A 16616-nucleotide genomic window follows, 5' to 3' on the forward strand; every position below is an offset into this window, starting at 1 on the left:
CCCGCCATCCGTGGTGCGGGCGCCCTTACGGCGTCCCCGGACCCTTCGGCAACCGCCGTCCGGGCGAAGTGCGTGTATCCGCAACGTAGATTTACGGGTCAACGGCGGTTTTCAGTCGTAGGCTCGGATGCATGGCTGACGCGGCTCATCGCATCTTCGAACTCGCCGAACACGCCCTCTCCAGACCGCTCCCGCTGCGCGTGCGCGCCTGGGACGGCAGTGAGGCCGGGCCGGCCGGCGCACCCGTCCTGGTCCTGCGCCGGCGCCGCGCCCTGCGCCGGCTGCTGTGGCGACCGGGGGAGCTGGGCCTGACCCGTGCCTGGGTGGCCGGCGACCTCACGGTGGAGGGCGACCTCTACGAGGCGCTCGACCGGCTCTCCGGGCTGCTGTGGGAGCGGGGCGAGCCGGATCCGGCGCCCGGCGGCGGCACGGTAGGGGCCGCCCGCCGCCTCGCCGAAGTGCTGCGCGACCCCGGAAGCTACCGCCTCGCCCGCGAGGCCCTGGCGCTCGCGGGACCCGGCCTGCCCCCCTCGCCGCCGCCCGAGGAGGTCCGCCGGCGCGCCGGTATCGCCCACAGCAGGCGCCGGGACAAGGCGGCCATCGCCCACCACTACGACGTGGGCAACGACTTCTACGGGCTGGTGCTCGGCCCGAGCATGGTCTACTCCTGCGCCGTGTGGCCGGAGAAGGACACCACGTTGGAGGAGGCGCAGCGCGCCAAGCTCGACCTGGTCTGCCGCAAGCTGAGCCTGCGGGAGGGACAGCGGCTGCTGGACGTCGGCTGCGGCTGGGGCTCGATGGTGATGCACGCGGCAGAGCACTACGGGGTGCGGGCCACCGGCATCACCCTGTCCGTGGAGCAGGCGGCCTTCGCCCGCAAGCGTGTCGCCGAGGCCGGCCTGGCGGGCCGGATCGAGATCCGGGTGCAGGACTACCGCGACGTCGCCGACGGACCGTACGACGCGATCTCGTCCATCGGGATGGCCGAGCACGTCGGCACCGAGCGCTATCTGGAGTACGCCCGCACGCTCTACGACCTGCTGCTCCCCGGCGGCCGGCTGCTCAACCACCAGATCGCCCGGCGGCCGCTGCGCGACGAGAGGGCCTACCGCATCGACGAGTTCATCGACCGCTACGTCTTCCCCGACGGCGAGCTGTCCCCGGTCGGCGCGACCGTGGCGCGGCTGGAAGACGCCGGCTTCGAGGTGCGGGACGTGGAGGCGCTGCGCGAGCACTACGGGCGCACGCTGCGGGCCTGGGTGGCGAATCTGGAGGCGCACTGGGACGAGGCCGCCCGCGCGACCACCGTCGGCCGGGCCAGGGTCTGGCGGCTGTACATGGCGGCGTCCGCGCTGTCGTTCGAGCGCAACCGGATCGGCGTCAACCAGGTGCTCGCGGTCCGCACCGACCCGGACGGCACCTCCGGCATGCCGCCGACCCGCGGCGGGTGGCTGTCGTAGGGCCGTGTCTGAGGAATCCCGCCTGGCCCGCGTCGGGTGGCCGTCCCAGGGCCGGTTGTTCGACCGGCTCCGGGGGTGTGGCCTGGACGCGCCACCGGAAGGGCCGTGTTGGCGCGTTTGTCGCGGTTGGGGGAGCGATTTCACGTCACTTGTGCGGGGCAACTGTGGACGCGGGGTTGACGGCCTGGGCAGCCTGGCTTGCACTGCAGGACCGCTGATGGGCCGTCAGTAACCCCTAAAATAAGACAACATGACAAGTGGGACGCCCTGTTCGGATCCGCCGTCCCCGATACGCTTTTCTCTGCGCCCCGCCGGCCCGGATGGTGGAACGCAGACACGGCGAGCTTAAACCTCGCTGCCCCGTCGTGGGCGTGCCGGTTCAAGTCCGGCTCCGGGCACTCACCCCCAGGGTGGCTGGTCCGTGAGAAGGGCGGGAAGGGCGCGCAGCGCCCGCGAACGCCGGGTGACGCGGGCACACCGTGGGAGCACCGGCTTTGCCGCACCACACGCACCACACCGTACGGCGTCCTGTCACGCGCCGTCATCCGCCGTGCTGCGGCCCGCCGTTCGCGGCCGGCCGCCCGGCTCACCCGCAGGTCCCGGCCCCCTGTAGTGGGCGCCGGGCGGAGGTTCCCCTTACCTCGGTGACATGTGCCGAGCGATCACGCGTAACGCGGCGCTGCGAAAGTCCCCTGCGCCAGCAGCGAAAGGGGACATGACAGATGACCCAGCTCAATCGACGTGCCTTTCTGCGCGCCGTCGGCGCGACGGGCGGGGCGGGCGCGATGCTCGCCACCATGGGGGCGCTCGGCCTCACCCCCACCGCCGAGGCGGCGTCCCGCGAGGCGGCCTTCCGGGCCCCGCGCCCGGGGGACTTCAGCCTCACCGGGAGGGCCGCGGCCAAGGTGGTCGTGCTCGGCGGCGGCATAGCCGGCCTGACCACCGCCTACGAGCTCGGCAAGGCGGGCTACGACTGCACGATCCTGGAAGCCCGCGACCGGCCGGGCGGCCGCAACTTCACGGTCAGAGGCGGTGACAGGACCACCGACCTGTACGGCAACAAGCAGACCGCGCGCTTCTCCGACGGCCAGTACATGAACGCCGGCCCCGCGCGGATCGCCCAGTGGATGGTCACCCTCGACTACTGCCGTGAACTCGGCGTGCCCATCGAGGTCTTCACCAACGTCAACGCCGACACCTACCTCTACAACGAGTCGGCCGGCATGACCGCGCCGATGCGCTACCGCGCCGCCAAGGCCGACGTCTTCGGCTACGTGACCGAGCTGCTGGCCAAGGCCTCCGACCAGGGAGCCCTTGACCAGGCGCTGACGGCCGCCGACCGGGAACGCCTGATGGAGTTCCTCAAGGACTACGGCGACCTGGGAAACACGCTGGATTACACCGGAAGTTCGCGCCGCGGCTATTCCGTCTGGCCGGCCGCCGCCGGTACTCCCGGTGTGGTGAACGCCGATGTGCCCAGCGCCTCGGAGATCTTCGCCACCGGGGTCGGCCGCTATTTCGCCTTCGAGTTCGAATTCGACCAGGCCATGCTGATGTTCCAGCCGGTCGGCGGCATGGACCGTATCCCGCACGCGCTGGCCCGGGCGATCGGCACCCACAAGGTCCGCACCGGCTGCGCGGTCACCCAGGTCACCGACAAGGCGCACGGCGTCAGCGTGACCTACACCCAGAGCGGCCGCACCAGGGTCATCGACGCCGACTACTGCGTGGCCGCGATGCCGCCGAACATCCTCGCGAAGGTCCCGCACAACCTCGGCGCGGACGTGCAGACCGCGCTGCAGGCCATCACTCCCTCCTCGGCGGGCAAGATCGGCCTGGAATACCGTTCCCGCTGGTGGGAGACCGACCACCGGATCTACGGCGGCATCACCGAGACCGACCTCGACGTCACCCACATCTGGCACCCGTCCTACGGCTTCCACGGCGAGCGCGGTGTGATGATCGGCTACTACAACACCGGCTCCCACGCGGACTCCTACGCGCTGCTCAGCCCCAAGGACCGCGAGGCCCGTGCCGTGGCGGCGGGCGTGAAGATCTACGGGGAGAAGTACCGCAGCGAGCTGGCCACGTCCTTCTCCCACCACTGGCGGCAGTTCCCCTACCAGGAGGCGGCCTGGCACAGCACCCCCGGCGGCCCCGACCACGCCCGGTACAAGCCGCTCAACGAGCCCACCGGGCACGTCTACTTCGCCGGCGACTGGCTCAGCTACATGGACGCCTGGCAGCACGGGGCGTTCAGCTCGGCCCGCAAGGCGGTCACCGCGCTGCACCAGCGCGTCCTCGCCTGACCGTGTCCGCCGGCCGCCGCCGACCGCTCCCGCGGCGGCCCGATGAGAGCCGGCCGTCCCGCATCATCCGTGCGGGGCGGCCCTGAGCCGTCCGGCCGACGCCACGGTGGCGGCGGCCTCCCGCTCGGTCAGACCGGTGTGCACCGCGGCCGTCACCAGGGCCGGCGCCAGGACGTCGCCGAGGCCGGCGTCGTAGGCACGGCAGGCGGCCCAGAACAGCCGCCCGTTGCGCTCGCCTTCGTGCGAATCCAGCACGAACCGCACCAGGGCCGCGGCCCGCTTCTCGGCGGGGTGCCGCGGCCCTGCCGCGTGCCGGGCCTGCCGCTCGTAGGGCGCGGGCGGGGGGACGGCGAGCCGCAGCAGCACGGCCGGCGCGGCGGCCAGCGGGCGGTCCGCGCCGCCGGGGGCCAGCAGGTAGCGGCCCGCCACCGTGCGCGAACCCGGGCCGACCACGTAGCCGCCCTCGCCGCGCACGTCGATGCCGGGGGCGAGCCTGCCCGCCGAGTTGGGGACCGGACCCGGCGCCGTCAGCCACAGGTGGCGGCCGCCGCTCGGGGTGAGCACGGTGACGGTGTCGGGCACCGTGAAGCCGTGGGTCCCGGCCAGCACGCGCAGCGCGCCGATCCCGTCGGCCCCGTGCTTGACGTCGAGGTCGAGGCCGATCAGATGGTGCGGCCCGCGCCCGCAGGCCACGCCGTAGCCGGTGGCCCAGGGCGCCACCGCGAACAGCGCGCGTATACGCGCCGGGTCGGTGGTCGCGTCGTGCACGCCGTGCCCGGGCCTGCCGCACTCGCCGCGGCACATGACCGCCGAGCGCGGCTCGTCGCGGTGCGGGGACCGGACGGCGGGCAGCTTCGTCCGGGACAGCGGGATGACGGGCAGACCGCGGGCCGCGGTCAGCAGCGCCGCGTGCAGGGCGCGGGTGTGGTCGGGGCGTGGCATGGCCTGCTCCCTGGTGTTCGAACGCATGTTCGTCTGCACTCTTCAGTGATACCGCGCCGGAGCGCCACCGTCCACCATGAATCGCGCCGGACGTGGCGCCGCTCCTCGCGCATGCGGGCGGCGTCCGGGTGCCGGCCGCGTGCGATTCGGCAACCGGGGAAGATCACTGCCGTGGGGAAGGCCGATTTTTTGCCAGGCCATTACTCTTGACGAAGAGCTGCAGGACGCGGCCATGGAGGAGCGAAATGAGGAGCAGCAACCCGGTCCTCTCCCGGCGGGGTTTCACCCACGGGAACGACTACGCCGGCTTCGAGTCGCAGGGCGCCCGCGGCGCCCAGGGTGTGCCCGGCGGTGTCCGGCAGGGCGGCAACCCGTACGCGCAGGCCCCGCGCAATCCCTACGACCAGGGGCAGCCGCTGACCGCCGTAGGCTTCGAGCAGGCGTACGCCGCGCCCGCCGCCGTCGCCGCGCCGGCCGGCACGATGACGATCGAGGACGTCGTCAGGCGTACGGGCATGACGCTCGGCACCGTCGCGGTCGGCGCGGTGCTCGGCTGGGTCGCGCTGCCCGACAACTACGGCCTGGCGGTGGGCGCGGCCCTGATCGCGTTCGTGCTGGCCATGGTGCAGGCGTTCAAGCGCACGCCCGTACCCGCCCTGATCCTCGGCTACGCCCTCTTCGAGGGGGTCTTCCTCGGGGCAATCAGCCGGATCTACAACGAGGCGTGGCAAGGTGCCCCGGTCCAGGCGGTGCTCGGCACCATGGCGGTCTTCGCCGGCATGCTCGTCGCCTACCGGGCGCGGATCATCCGCGTCACCGCCCGCTACCAGCGGATCGGACTGGCCGTCGCCGTCGGCTTCGTGCTGGCGATGCTGGTGAACCTGCTCTTCGCCGCCTTCGGCAACGCCGACGGGCTGGGGCTGCGCACCGGCGCGCTCGGCATCGTCTTCTGCCTGCTCGGCATCGCACTGGGCGCGTTCTTCCTGTCGCTGGACTTCAAGCAGGTCGAGGACGGCATCCGGGGCGGGGCCCCGCGCCAGGAGAGCTGGCTGGCCGCCTTCGGGCTGACGCTGTCACTGGTGTGGATCTACCTGGAGCTGCTGCGGCTGATCGCGATCCTCCGCGACTGACCGTCCACAAGCCGCGACCGCTCAACGGGCGGCCGGGAAGCGACGCTTCCCGGCCGCCCGTCGGCGTCGTGTGGGGGTGGGGCGGGGTCAGAGCAGATTGCGCGCGGCCCGCCGCAGGTCGTACTCGTGGACGATGGCCTTGGCGTGTCCGTAGGAGAGGTCGTGCTCCGAGCGGAGCCAGCTGACCTTGTCGTCGAAGCGGAAGAACGACGGGCCGTCGTCGAGGGCGGACAGCCAGTCGCTCACCTCGCGGCCGGTGCAGTGCGGGATGCGGTCGAGCAGATTCCGGTGGGTTTCCTCGGAGAAGTGCGTTTGGGACATCGGCGCCTCCGGTATGTGGTCCGGTCACCCCACCGTGCCCGAGAGGCCGGTCGTTGGCAACCATCGCGGACGTGCGGATATGGGTGCGAGGGTGACTCCCGTACCCCGGTAGGGTCACGTCATGCCGGAGCGCACCGATCCCGACCAGGATCCGCACACCGATCTCACCGCCGCCGTCGAGCGCCTCGCGGGGCGCCTGCGGGCGCTTCCGCAGCGCAGGCTCCAGGAGGGCGCCGCGGCCGCCGGCCTGGAGCTGGCGCGCTGGCTCGACCGCGAGGCGCAGCTGCTGGAGTTCCCCGGTCGCGAGCCGTACGTGATGCCCGACGACGGCGTCTTCGTGGTGGGCGACCAACTCGTGCTGGCCGGGCGGGAGCTCGTCGCGGTGACGCGGCTGCCGGAGCACCGGGAGCTGTTGGCCCAGGCGCGCGAGCGGGTGGCGCGGGCGGCCAGGGCCGTCGACCAGCGCCGGGCGTAGGGCCGCTCAGAGCGAGGCGACCACCCGGTCGGCGAGCACGTAGACGCTCTCCTCGCCGAAGGCGAAGGTCAGCGCGTAGGCGCCGGCTATCGCGGAACCGCCGCGCAGCACCGGGACGTCGCCGCGGTCCAGGGCGTCGCACAGCCGCAGCGCGGTCTCCCGGTGACCCGGCGTCATGCACAGCGTGGTGCCGTCGGCGAAGACGTAGACGTCGAGCGTGCCGAGCGGGCCGGGGCGGACGTCGGAGAGCGGCACGCGGGCGTCGGCGAGGTCGGCCAGCCGGTCGGCGGTCTGGTCCTGCGAGGCGACGACAGGGGACGGCGCGAAGTCCGGGCCCGACGGGTGCGGGATCGCGCCCGGCGCGGGCAGCGTGGCCTCGGGCGCCTCCGCGGTGTCGGCTTCGAGTCCGGCGTCGTAGCCCGCGTCGAGCCCGGCGAAGTCGGCCTGCCGGGGCAGGAAGGGCAGGACCGGGGGCACCTCGTAGTCGTTGCCGGGCAGCACGCCGTCGGTGCCGCCGCCGGTCAGGCCGCCGCGGAAGAGGGTGGTCTCGCCGGCGCTCTCGCGGGCCTCCTGCTCGGCCCAGAAGGCGCGGGCCTCGGCGAGTTCGCGCTCCCGCTCGTCGGCGAGGGCGTCGGCCACCGCGGTCCTGATCTCGCCGGCCGCCGCGCGCTGCTCGGGCAGGCGCAGGCCGGCCAGGTCCTGGCGCAGTGCGGACAGCTCGCGGCGTACGCCACGGGCGGTGAGCAGAGCGGCGGAGCCTGCCGCCACGGCGAGACCCGCGGCGACCAGCAGGACGGTGAAGTTGGCACTCACTGACGTTCTCCCGACTGACGCGACCCGAGCAATGCCCACCTGAACGGCGGACGAAACTCCCCCTCACCTCACTGTGCCGCTAAACCCGTGGCCTTTGCAGTGCGGAAAGTCATGGCTTGGGCGGGTCTGGGAGACTGTCCGGTTTTTGTATGTGGCGTCTGACCTGCACCAATGCACCGCCCCCAGGGAAAATCACATCCCGGGGGCGATTTGGTTGCGACTTGCGTCACAATCCCGCGTTACGGAGTCGGCTGTTGGCGGAGGGTCACGAAAGCCGCTCGATCACCATCGCCATGCCCTGGCCGCCGCCGACGCACATGGTCTCCAGGCCGAACTGCTTGTCGTGGAACTGCAGGCTGTTGATGAGGGTCCCGGTGATGCGCGCGCCGGTCATGCCGAACGGGTGGCCGACCGCGATGGCGCCGCCGTTGACGTTCAGCCGGTCGAGGTCGATGCCCAGGTCGCGGTAGGACGGGATGACCTGCGCGGCGAAGGCCTCGTTGATCTCGACCAGGTCGATGTCGCCGATCGACATCCCGGCCCGCCGCAGCGCCTGCTGCGAGGCCGCCACCGGGCCGTAGCCCATGATCTCCGGGGAGAGCCCGGACACGCCGGTGGAGACCACCCGGGCCAGCGGGGTGACGCCCAACTCCCGCGCCTTGGTGTCCGACATGACGACCAGTGCGGCGGCGCCGTCGTTGAGCGGGCAGCAGTTGCCCGCGGTCACGGTGCCGTCGGGCCTGAAGACCGGCTTGAGGCCCTGGACGCCCTCCAGGGTCACCCCTGCCCGCGGGCCGTCGTCCGTGGCCACCACGGTGCCGTCAGGCAGCGTCACCGGGGTGATCTCGCGCTCCCAGAAGCCGTTCTGCAGCGCTTTCTCGGCCAGATTCTGCGACCGCACGCCGAACTCGTCCTGGTCCTGCCGCGTGATGCCCTTGAGCGCCGCCAGATTCTCCGCGGTCTGCCCCATCGCGATGTACGCGTCCGGCAGCAGGCCGTCCTCGCGCGGGTCGTGCCAGTCGGCGCCGCTCTGCTCGGCGCGCGCCGCCGTACGCGCGAAGGCCTCGCCGAACACCGGGTTCATCGTGTCGGGCAGGCTGTCGGAGTTGCCCTTGGTGAAGCGCGACACCATCTCGACACCCGCCGAGATGAAGACGTCGCCCTCGCCGGCCCTGATGGCGTGCAGTGCCATCCGGGTCGTCTGCAGCGACGAGGAGCAGTACCGGGTGACGGTGCAGCCCGGCAGGTGGTCCATGCCCATCTGCACCGCGACGATCCGGCCCAGGTTGAAGCCCTGCTCGCCGCCCGGCAGGCCGCAGCCCAGCATCAGGTCGTCGATGTCGTGCGGATCGAGCTGCGGCACCTTGGCGAGCGCGGTGCTGATGATCGTGGCGGCCAGGTCGTCGGGGCGCAGCTCCTGGAGCGACCCCTTGAAGGCGCGACCGATGGGCGAACGGGCGGCTGAGACGATGACGGCTTCTGGCATCGCGACACTCCTCGGCTAGCTGCGGGCGGGCGTGGTGCGTGGGTCGTGGTGCGTGGGTCGTGGTGCGGCGGTTCCGTGACCGGGCGTCCCCCGCGGGTTCGGCGCCCTGGCCATCAGGACGCCGGACCCGCGGCCACGGACCCGCTGGAAAGTCACCCGCAGGTATCGCGGCGGGTCACCAGCGGACCGCTGTGACGCGGGCTACTTTCTGAGCGCTTGCTTACCCGACGATGCTACGCCCGTACCCCGCACCGCGGCAGCTACGCCGACCGGTGCGCGGCCCGCTCCTCGGCCGCGGTGTCCGCGGCGTCCTGCTCCGGGTGCTCCTCGGCCAGCAGCCGCCGCCTGCGCCGCTTGATGAGCGCCCAGCGCCCGCGCGGACCCGACTCGGCGTCCCGCGCCGCGGTGACCTCGGTGCCGCCCTCGGCGGCCGCCTCCGCCGCGGCCTGCGCGACCGGCAGGAAGCCCTCGCCGCGCCGCACGTCCGGCCGCTCGTCGGTCTGCGGCCACACGCCGAGCGCGGCGCACAGCGTCGGCAGCACGGCCATGGCGGCGGTCGCGTACCCCTCGGCGGAGGGATGGAAGTTGTCCGGGCCGAACAGCTCGCGCGGCCTGGCCTCGAACTCCGGCCCCAGCAGGTCGCCGAGCGAGACCGTACGGCCGCCCACGCCGACCACCGCGATGGTCTGCGCAGCGGCCAGCTGCCGGCTCATCCGGCGGGCCAGCCAGCGCAGCGGCTGGTAGACCGGCTCGACGGAGCCGAGGTCCGGGCAGGTGCCGACGATCACCTCCACGCCGGCCGCGCGCAGCCTGCGCACCGCGTCGGACAGCAGCCGCACCGAGGCGGCGGGCGGCATGCGGTGGGTGACGTCGTTGGCGCCGATCATGATCACCGCCACGTCGGGCGGCGGCGCCTCGTCGAGGACCAGCGCCACCTGGCGGGGCAGGTCGTCGGACTGCGCGCCCGGCTGCGCCACGTTCACCAGCTTCACCGGCCGTTCCGCGACCGCCGCCAGACCCGAGGCGAGCAGCGCGCCGGGGGTCTCCCTGGCCCGGTGCACGCCCTGCCCCGCGGCCGTGGAGTCACCGAGGAAGACCAGCCGCAGCGGCGGCCCGCCGCCGGGGCGCGCAAACGCGGACCCGTACCGGCCGTCGGCCCGCGGGGGGACGTCCTCCGAACCGCCCACCACCCGCTTGGCCATCCGGACCTCCGCAAGCACCAGACCGACCGCGGCCCCGCCCAGCAGGCTGATCCCGCCGCTGCCGAACGCCGCCGCGGTCGCAATCCGCCGTGCCACCCTCACCCTCGACATCGAGTCCGCTCACCTCCTGTGTACGAGCCGGTACAACACCTTGTTGCCCCGAACGACCTCCCTGACAACGTCAACGGTGTCCGCAACGTCCGCGTTTCGCTGCGGTCCGCGGGCAGCACCTAGGCTGACCCCACCATCACGGAGAACCCGGAGACACTACGGTGCAGTTTCACGACTCGATGATCAGCCTCGTCGGCAACACCCCGCTGGTGAAGCTCAACAGTGTGACCGAGGGCATCCAGGCGACGGTCCTGGCCAAGGTCGAATACTTCAATCCCGGCGGTTCTGTGAAGGACCGCATCGCGCTGCGCATGATCGAGGCCGCGGAACGCAGCGGCGAGCTCAAGCCCGGCGGCACCATCGTCGAGCCGACCTCCGGCAACACCGGCGTGGGCCTGGCCCTGGTCGCGCAGCGCAAGGGGTACCACTGCATCTTCGTGTGCCCAGACAAGGTCTCCACGGACAAAATCAACGTCCTGCGGGCCTACGGTGCCGAGGTCGTCGTCTGCCCGACGGCCGTCGACCCCGGGCACCCGGACTCGTACTACAACGTCTCCGACCGCCTGGTGGAGGAGACCCCGAACGCCTGGAAGCCCGACCAGTACAGCAACCCGAACAACCCGCTGTCGCACTACGAGTCCACCGGGCCGGAGCTGTGGCAGCAGACCGAGGGCCGGATCACCCACTTCGTGGCGGGCGTCGGCACCGGCGGCACCATCTCGGGCACCGGCCGCTACCTCAAGGACGTCAGCGAGGGCCGGGTGCAGGTCGTCGGCGCCGACCCGGAGGGCTCGGTCTACAGCGGCGGCTCGGGGCGGCCGTATCTGGTCGAGGGCGTCGGCGAGGACTTCTGGCCGACCGCCTACGACCGGGAGGTCGCCGACGAGATCGTGGCCGTCTCCGACAAGGACTCCTTCCAGATGACCCGGCGGCTGGCCCGCGAGGAGGGCCTGCTGGTCGGCGGCTCCTGCGGGATGGCGGTGGTGGCGGCGCTGAAGGTCGCCGAGCGGCTCGGCCCCGACGACGTGGTCGTCGTCCTGCTGCCGGACAGCGGCCGCGGCTACCTGTCGAAGATCTTCAGCGACGTCTGGATGAGCTCGCACGGCTTCCTGGACGAGGGCGAGGGCGAGCCGCGGGTCTCCGACGTCCTCGCGCACAAGGACGGCGACATGCCGCAGCTGGTCCACATGCACCCCGACGAGACGGTCGGGCAGGCGATCGACGTGCTGCGCGAATACGGCGTCTCCCAGATGCCGGTGGTCAAGCCGGGCGCCGGCCACCCCGACGTGATGGCCGCCGAGGTGATCGGCTCGATCGTGGAGCGTGACCTGCTGCACGCGCTGTTCAGCAAGCGCGCGACCCTGGACGACCCGCTGGACAAGCACCTGTGCCCGCCGCTGCCGCAGGTCGGCTCCGGCGAGCCGGTCGCCGGTCTGATGGCCGTGCTGGAGGGCGCGGACGCGGCGATCGTGCTGGTCGAGGGCAAGCCGACCGGTGTGGTCAGCCGCCAGGACCTGCTGGCCTTCCTGGCCGGGCACAACGGCGCCTGAGCCGGACCACGGCCGGGCCGGGCCCGCGGCGTGGGGGGATTCACCCGGCCGGGGCCCGCGCGCCGCGGCGGCGGGGATTCGCGGAACTGGTACACCCGCGACACGTACGCGCAGCACGGGCTTAACAAGCGTCCGGCACATTGGGTGATGTCGAAAGGGCGGGCGATCAGCCGGCCCGGACGGCACACCAACGGCGCCAAGGACTTCCGGAGCGGCTCCCGGACTCCCTGGTGACCCGGACGCGCAAGCCCGGTCCTGACCCGGCCCGCGTCCCTCGCGGGGACCGCCGTCGTCCCGCCCTCCGGACTCGCTCCGGGGGTGCGGCGGTCCCCGCGATCAACCTGTGCGCGGACCTTTGCGCGTCCGCGGCCCCGGCGATCCGCCGCCGGGGCGCCCCGGCCGCCTGACCGCCCGTCAGTCGTCGTCGTGGCGGGATCTCGACCAGGCGCTGCTCAGCCCCTGCGCGAGATTCACCCCCACGATGCCGGCCCAGGTGATGAACAGCCCAGGCGTGTGGGCGTTCACCGCGCCGATGGCCGACAGCGGGATCGCCAGGACCAGGGTGACGCCGGCGAATCCGTAGCGGGCGAAACGGGCACTGGCCTGCGGCGGGCCGATCGGCCGGCGGTCGGCGCGGGCGGACGACGTCTGCTGCTGCGCGAGTTCGCGGCGCACGCGCTGCTCCACACGACTGTCGACGCGCTCTGTCACCTTCTCCAGGAACGAGTCGACGAGTTCAGACTCGTACTCCGCTCCGAGGTCCTTGCGGGCCTGCAAGGTGGCGGAGAGTTCTTTGCTGAGTTCCGGGTCGCGGGCGTCCATGGGCCCACGGTAGAGAGGCCGGACCGTGGGTGACACTGGGGTTAGCCCCCGATTCCGCCCGGGGGCCAGCCGTTCCCAGGAGGTCCAGCCATGGCCGACGTACCGCTGCTGACCGCCCTTCAGGGGGGCGCCGACCGGGCGGACGCGCTGACAGTCGACGGGCGGAAGTGCTCGTACGAGGACCTGCTGGGGGCGGCAGGCGCGGTCGCCCGGCGGGTGGCGGGGGCGCAGGCCTTCGCGGTCAGTGCCACCGCGTCCCTGGAGACGGTCGCCGCGGTGGTCGGCGGGCTGCTCGCCGGCGTGCCCGTGGTGCCGCTGGCGCCGGACGCCGGCCCCGCCGAGAGCGAGCACATCCTGCGCGATTCCGGCGCCGAGGTGCTGGCGGTGGACTTCGCGGAACGCGCCCACGTCCCCGCGCCGGGCACGGACGCGGCGCGGGGGCGTACGGACCGGGCGCCGTTCAAGGGCGCCGCCCTGGTGCTCTACACCTCCGGCACGACCGGGCCGCCCAAGGGCGTGCTGATCTCGCGGGCGGCGATCGCGGCCGACCTCGACGCAGTGGCGCAGGCGTGGCAATGGACGGCGGACGACACCCTGGTCCACGGACTGCCGCTGTTCCACGTGCACGGCCTGGTGCTCGGCGTGCTGGGCGCCCTGCGCACCGGCAGTCGGCTGGTGCACACCGGCAGGCCCACCCCGCAGGCCTACGCGGCGGCCGGTGGCAGCCTCTACTTCGGGGTGCCCACCGTCTGGCACCGGGTGGCGCGCGACGAGGCCGCCGCCAGGGCGCTGGCCGGGGCCAGGCTGCTGGTGTCGGGCAGCGCGCCGCTGCCCGCCCCGGTCTTCCGCGACCTGCGGGCGCTGACCGGCCACGAGCCGGTGGAGCGATACGGCATGACGGAGACACTGATCACCGTCAGCGCCCGGGCGGCGGGCGCGCGCAGGCCGGGCGCGGTCGGCACCGCGCTGCCCGGGATCGCCACCCGGATCGCCGACCCCGCCGACGGCGTCGGTGAACTCCAGGTGAAAGGCCCCACCCTCTTCGACGGCTATCTGGGGCGGCCGGAGGCGACGGCGGCGGCGTACACCGCGGACGGCTGGTTCCGTACCGGCGACATCGCGGCGATCGAGGCGGACGGCACCCACCGGATTGTCGGGCGGGCCTCGACCGACCTGATCAAGTCCGGCGGGTACCGGATCGGGGCGGGCGAGGTGGAGAACGCCCTGCTCGACCATCCGGCGGTACGGGAGGCGGCCGTCGTCGGGGCGCCGCATCCGGATCTGGGGCAGGAGATCGTCGCCTACGTGGTGGCCGACGGGGTGAGCGCCGCGGAGCTGACCGACTTCGTGGCCGCCCGGCTGTCGGTCCACAAGCGGCCGCGCAGGGTCCGCTTCCTGGCCGAACTGCCGCGCAACGCCATGGGCAAGCCGCAAAAGCGGTTGCTGCCCCCGGCCTGACCGGGATAGGGGTAGGGGCGCGGACCTGGTGGTCCGGCGGTCCGCCGCGGACCGCCGGCCGCCGGACCCCGGACTTGCTCCTAGCCGGGCGGCAAGTAAGCTGTTGCCTCAGACAACGATGCCCGTACCCACCGGGCGGTCCACCCCGACCGCCCGGGTCGCCAATACCCCGGTCCCGCTCCGAAGGGTGGCGGTGATACGTCCTGCCATGGAGGCAGCACCGCATGTTCCACCGCATTGGACGCACAGTCGTCCGCCATCCCGTATGGACCATCGTCGCGTGGCTGATCGCGGCGGTCGCGATCATCGCGACGGCGCCCAGCCTGCCGTCCAACAGCGACGAGAGCAGCTTCCTGCCCAGCAGTTACGAATCCATCAAGGCCATGGACCTGCAGGAGAAGGCCTTCCCCTCGGCCTTCACCCCGTCCGCGATCGTGCTCTACCAGCGCGCCGACCAGGGCAGGCTGACGGCGGCCGACAAGGCCGACATCGCCAAGATCACCACCGGACTCGGTCAGAAGAAGATCGACCAGGTCCAGAAGGTGACCGACGGCACCCCGTCCAAGGACGGCAGGTTCCAGACCGCGCTGGTGCAGATGGACAAGGAGTCGCAGGGCCAGCCCAAGCAGGCCGACGCGGCCAAGGCGCTGCGTGACGACTCCACGGCGCTGGCCAAGGGCACCGGACTGAAGGTGCAGGTCGGCGGTCAGGCGGCGCAGAACCTCGACCAGCAGGACGCGGGCAAGACCTCCGACGCGGTGGCGCTGTTCGGCTCCCTGCTGATCATCATCGTCACGCTGCTGATCATCTTCCGCTCGCCACTGGTGGCGATCATGCCCCTTGTGCTGCTGCTCGGCGTGGTCTTCACCGTCGCCAACGCGCTCATCGCCGACGCGACCAAGGTCTTCGGACTCCAGGCCAACAGCTCGATCTCCGCGCTGCTGATCGTGGTGGTCCTCGGCGTCGGCACCGACTACTTCCTCTTCCTGATGTTCCGCTACCGGGAACGGCTGCGGGCGGGTGACGAACCCAAGGAAGCGATGATCAACAGCGTCACCCGGGTCGGCGAGGCCATCGCCTCGGCGGCCGGCGCGGTGATCATCGCCTTCTGCGCCCTGGCGCTGTCCACCCTGGGCTTCCTCACCCAGCTCGGCCCGGCGCTGGCCATCCTGGTCGCCGTGACGCTGGTGGCCGGCCTGACACTCTTCCCGGCGATCTGCTCGCTGATCCCGCCGCGGGCACTGTTCTGGCCGGGCAAGAAGTGGCACCAGGAGCCCACCGGCACCCGCTTCGCCGCCATCGGCAGGCTGGTCGGCCGCAGGTCCGGGATGGTGGCGATCGTCTCCGGCCTGGTGATGGTGCTGCTCGCACTCGGCACCCTGGGCTACAAGGCGTCCTACGACCTGGCGTCCGGCTCGATCCCGAAGACCAAGGAGTCGATGGTCGTCCAGGACACCCTGTCCAAGGGCTACTCCGCGGGCGCGGCCGAGCCGACCAACGTCTACCTCACCAGCACCGGCGACAAGCCGCTGAAGGCCGACTTCGGCGCGTACGCCGACAAGCTGCGCGGGGCCGACGGCGTCGCGGAGGTCACCTTCAACCAGAAGACCGACCTGAACAAGGCCGGCACCACGGCCAACTTCACCGTCACGCTCAAGTACGAGTCCGCCAGCGACCGGGCGATCAAGGCGGTCGGCGACGTCAGGACGGTCGCGCACGACAACGCGCCGCCCGGGAGCGAGGCCTTCGTCGGCGGCTCATCGTCGATCTTCAAGGACATCAACGCGGCGGTGAACCACGACTACCGCACGGTCTTCCCGGTCGCCGCGGTGCTCATCATGCTGATCCTGGGGCTGCTGCTGCGCAGCGTGGTCGCGCCCTGGTACCTGATCGCGTCGGTCGGCCTCGGCTTCGGCGCGACGCTCGGCACGACGGTGCTGATCTTCGGCCGCGGCGACGGGCTGATCTTCCTGCTGCCGATCATCATGTATCTGTTCGTGGTAGCCATCGGCACGGACTACAACATCCTGATGATCGCCCGGCTCAGAGAAGAGGCCAAGGAGGGCCGCGACCCGCGGGAGGCGGCGAGCATGGCGCTGCGGCACGCCGGTCCGACGATCGGCGCGGCCGGCCTGATCCTGGCGGCGACCTTCGGCACGCTGATGCTCTCGGGGAACGCCTTCCTCACGCAGATGGGCTTCGCGGTCGCCTTCGGCATCGTGATGGCCGCCTTCGTGATGGCGATGTTCTTCACGCCGAGCCTCACCGCGCTGATCGGCCACGCCGCCTGGTGGCCCGGACACGCCGACCGGGCCACCGAGCCGCCCGCGGCCGCTCCCGAGGTCACGGCCGGTGTCGGCGGACCGTACGGCCCCGGCGGACCGCGTGACCCGGAGCTGGATCCGTCCCAGCAGCGCTGAGCCGCGGGTTCCCGGCCGCGGCCGGGACGTCCACAGGGCCGGACAGGTGTCGATCACCTGTCCGGCCCTGCCGGTTGTCACGGGCATGGTCGCGGCTCTTGCCCGAATTGCATACCG

The 16616-nt window shown here is 72.3% G+C and carries 13 protein-coding genes and 1 tRNA gene; 8 read left to right on the plus strand and 6 right to left on the minus strand.

Going from position 1 to position 16616, the window contains the following annotated elements; all coding sequences use genetic code 11:
* Positions 1-131 precede the first annotated feature (131 nt).
* The 3 genes from OG702_RS23060 to OG702_RS23070 all read left to right on the plus strand — a co-directional run bounded on the left by OG702_RS23060 (position 132) and on the right by OG702_RS23070 (position 3769).
* The gene (locus OG702_RS23060; RefSeq protein ID WP_327290825.1) at positions 132-1460 is read left to right on the plus strand and encodes a cyclopropane-fatty-acyl-phospholipid synthase family protein; all 1329 of its coding nucleotides are present in this window, start codon (positions 132-134) and stop codon (positions 1458-1460) included.
* A 314-nt stretch (positions 1461-1774) separates the two neighbouring features.
* Positions 1775-1858, plus strand: a tRNA-Leu gene (locus OG702_RS23065).
* A gap of 324 nt (positions 1859-2182) precedes the next feature.
* Positions 2183-3769, plus strand: coding sequence for a flavin monoamine oxidase family protein (locus OG702_RS23070; protein ID WP_327290826.1), 1587 nt, complete (start codon positions 2183-2185; stop codon positions 3767-3769).
* Between the two features lie 63 nt (positions 3770-3832).
* On the opposite strand, the gene OG702_RS23075 is transcribed toward OG702_RS23070, so the two are convergent.
* The gene (locus OG702_RS23075; protein ID WP_327290827.1) at positions 3833-4711 is read right to left on the minus strand and encodes a bifunctional DNA primase/polymerase; all 879 of its coding nucleotides are present in this window, start codon (positions 4709-4711) and stop codon (positions 3833-3835) included.
* Positions 4712-4956: 245 nt separating this feature from the next.
* On the opposite strand from OG702_RS23075, the gene OG702_RS23080 reads away from it, so the two are divergent.
* Positions 4957-5841, plus strand: a complete 885-nt coding sequence (locus OG702_RS23080; protein ID WP_327290828.1) for a Bax inhibitor-1/YccA family protein — start codon at positions 4957-4959, stop codon at positions 5839-5841.
* Positions 5842-5928: 87 nt separating this feature from the next.
* Here the strand turns inward: OG702_RS23080 and OG702_RS23085 are convergent, their stop codons facing one another.
* The gene (locus OG702_RS23085) at positions 5929-6162 is read right to left on the minus strand and encodes a DUF4287 domain-containing protein (RefSeq protein ID WP_327290829.1); all 234 of its coding nucleotides are present in this window, start codon (positions 6160-6162) and stop codon (positions 5929-5931) included.
* A gap of 121 nt (positions 6163-6283) precedes the next feature.
* Here OG702_RS23085 and OG702_RS23090 point away from each other — a divergent pair, with 121 nt between their 5' ends.
* Entirely contained in the window at positions 6284-6637 is a 354-nt protein-coding gene (locus OG702_RS23090; protein ID WP_327290830.1) for a hypothetical protein, read from the plus strand.
* A gap of 6 nt (positions 6638-6643) precedes the next feature.
* Here OG702_RS23090 and OG702_RS23095 read toward each other — a convergent pair whose 3' ends face one another.
* From OG702_RS23095 to OG702_RS23105, 3 genes are all read right to left on the minus strand, one after another.
* A complete protein-coding gene (locus OG702_RS23095; RefSeq protein ID WP_327290831.1) occupies positions 6644-7450 on the minus strand; it encodes a hypothetical protein in 807 nt (268 codons plus the stop codon).
* A gap of 265 nt (positions 7451-7715) precedes the next feature.
* On the minus strand, positions 7716-8936 hold the full coding sequence (locus tag OG702_RS23100; protein ID WP_327290833.1) for an acetyl-CoA C-acetyltransferase: 1221 nt from the start codon (positions 8934-8936) through the stop codon (positions 7716-7718).
* Between the two features lie 260 nt (positions 8937-9196).
* Positions 9197-10249: an SGNH/GDSL hydrolase family protein gene (locus OG702_RS23105; protein WP_327290834.1), complete on the minus strand. Its 1053-nt coding sequence runs from the start codon at positions 10247-10249 to the stop codon at positions 9197-9199.
* A 161-nt stretch (positions 10250-10410) separates the two neighbouring features.
* On the opposite strand from OG702_RS23105, the gene OG702_RS23110 reads away from it, so the two are divergent.
* Positions 10411-11799 (plus strand): cystathionine beta-synthase, encoded by a 1389-nt coding sequence (locus OG702_RS23110; RefSeq protein WP_327290835.1) that lies wholly within the window; start codon positions 10411-10413, stop codon positions 11797-11799.
* A 414-nt stretch (positions 11800-12213) separates the two neighbouring features.
* On the opposite strand, the gene OG702_RS23115 is transcribed toward OG702_RS23110, so the two are convergent.
* Positions 12214-12621, minus strand: coding sequence for a hypothetical protein (locus tag OG702_RS23115; RefSeq protein ID WP_327290836.1), 408 nt, complete (start codon positions 12619-12621; stop codon positions 12214-12216).
* A gap of 90 nt (positions 12622-12711) precedes the next feature.
* Between OG702_RS23115 and OG702_RS23120 the strand changes: the two genes are divergently transcribed.
* Together OG702_RS23120 and OG702_RS23125 are read left to right on the plus strand one after the other, a co-directional pair.
* Entirely contained in the window at positions 12712-14079 is a 1368-nt protein-coding gene (locus tag OG702_RS23120; RefSeq protein WP_327290837.1) for an AMP-binding protein, read from the plus strand.
* A gap of 224 nt (positions 14080-14303) precedes the next feature.
* The gene (locus tag OG702_RS23125; protein ID WP_327290838.1) at positions 14304-16499 is read left to right on the plus strand and encodes an MMPL family transporter; all 2196 of its coding nucleotides are present in this window, start codon (positions 14304-14306) and stop codon (positions 16497-16499) included.
* The last annotated feature ends 117 nt before the right edge of the window (positions 16500-16616 follow it).

Source organism: Streptomyces sp. NBC_01198, assembly GCF_036010485.1.
In the GTDB taxonomy this organism is placed as follows: Bacteria; Actinomycetota; Actinomycetes; order Streptomycetales; family Streptomycetaceae; genus Actinacidiphila.

What these genes read in the sequence shown, in the direction of transcription:
- OG702_RS23060 (WP_327290825.1), top strand. Translation starts at nt 132, where the DNA reads ATGGCTGACGCGGCTCATCGCATCTTCGAACTCGCCGAACACGCCCTC.
- OG702_RS23070 (WP_327290826.1), top strand. Translation starts at nt 2,183, where the DNA reads ATGACCCAGCTCAATCGACGTGCCTTTCTGCGCGCCGTCGGCGCGACG.
- OG702_RS23075 (WP_327290827.1), bottom strand. Translation starts at nt 4,711, where the DNA reads ATGCCACGCCCCGACCACACCCGCGCCCTGCACGCGGCGCTGCTGACC.
- OG702_RS23080 (WP_327290828.1), top strand. Translation starts at nt 4,957, where the DNA reads ATGAGGAGCAGCAACCCGGTCCTCTCCCGGCGGGGTTTCACCCACGGG.
- OG702_RS23085 (WP_327290829.1), bottom strand. Translation starts at nt 6,162, where the DNA reads ATGTCCCAAACGCACTTCTCCGAGGAAACCCACCGGAATCTGCTCGAC.
- OG702_RS23090 (WP_327290830.1), top strand. Translation starts at nt 6,284, where the DNA reads ATGCCGGAGCGCACCGATCCCGACCAGGATCCGCACACCGATCTCACC.
- OG702_RS23100 (WP_327290833.1), bottom strand. Translation starts at nt 8,936, where the DNA reads ATGCCAGAAGCCGTCATCGTCTCAGCCGCCCGTTCGCCCATCGGTCGC.
- OG702_RS23105 (WP_327290834.1), bottom strand. Translation starts at nt 10,249, where the DNA reads ATGTCGAGGGTGAGGGTGGCACGGCGGATTGCGACCGCGGCGGCGTTC.
- OG702_RS23115 (WP_327290836.1), bottom strand. Translation starts at nt 12,621, where the DNA reads ATGGACGCCCGCGACCCGGAACTCAGCAAAGAACTCTCCGCCACCTTG.
- OG702_RS23120 (WP_327290837.1), top strand. Translation starts at nt 12,712, where the DNA reads ATGGCCGACGTACCGCTGCTGACCGCCCTTCAGGGGGGCGCCGACCGG.
- OG702_RS23125 (WP_327290838.1), top strand. Translation starts at nt 14,304, where the DNA reads ATGTTCCACCGCATTGGACGCACAGTCGTCCGCCATCCCGTATGGACC.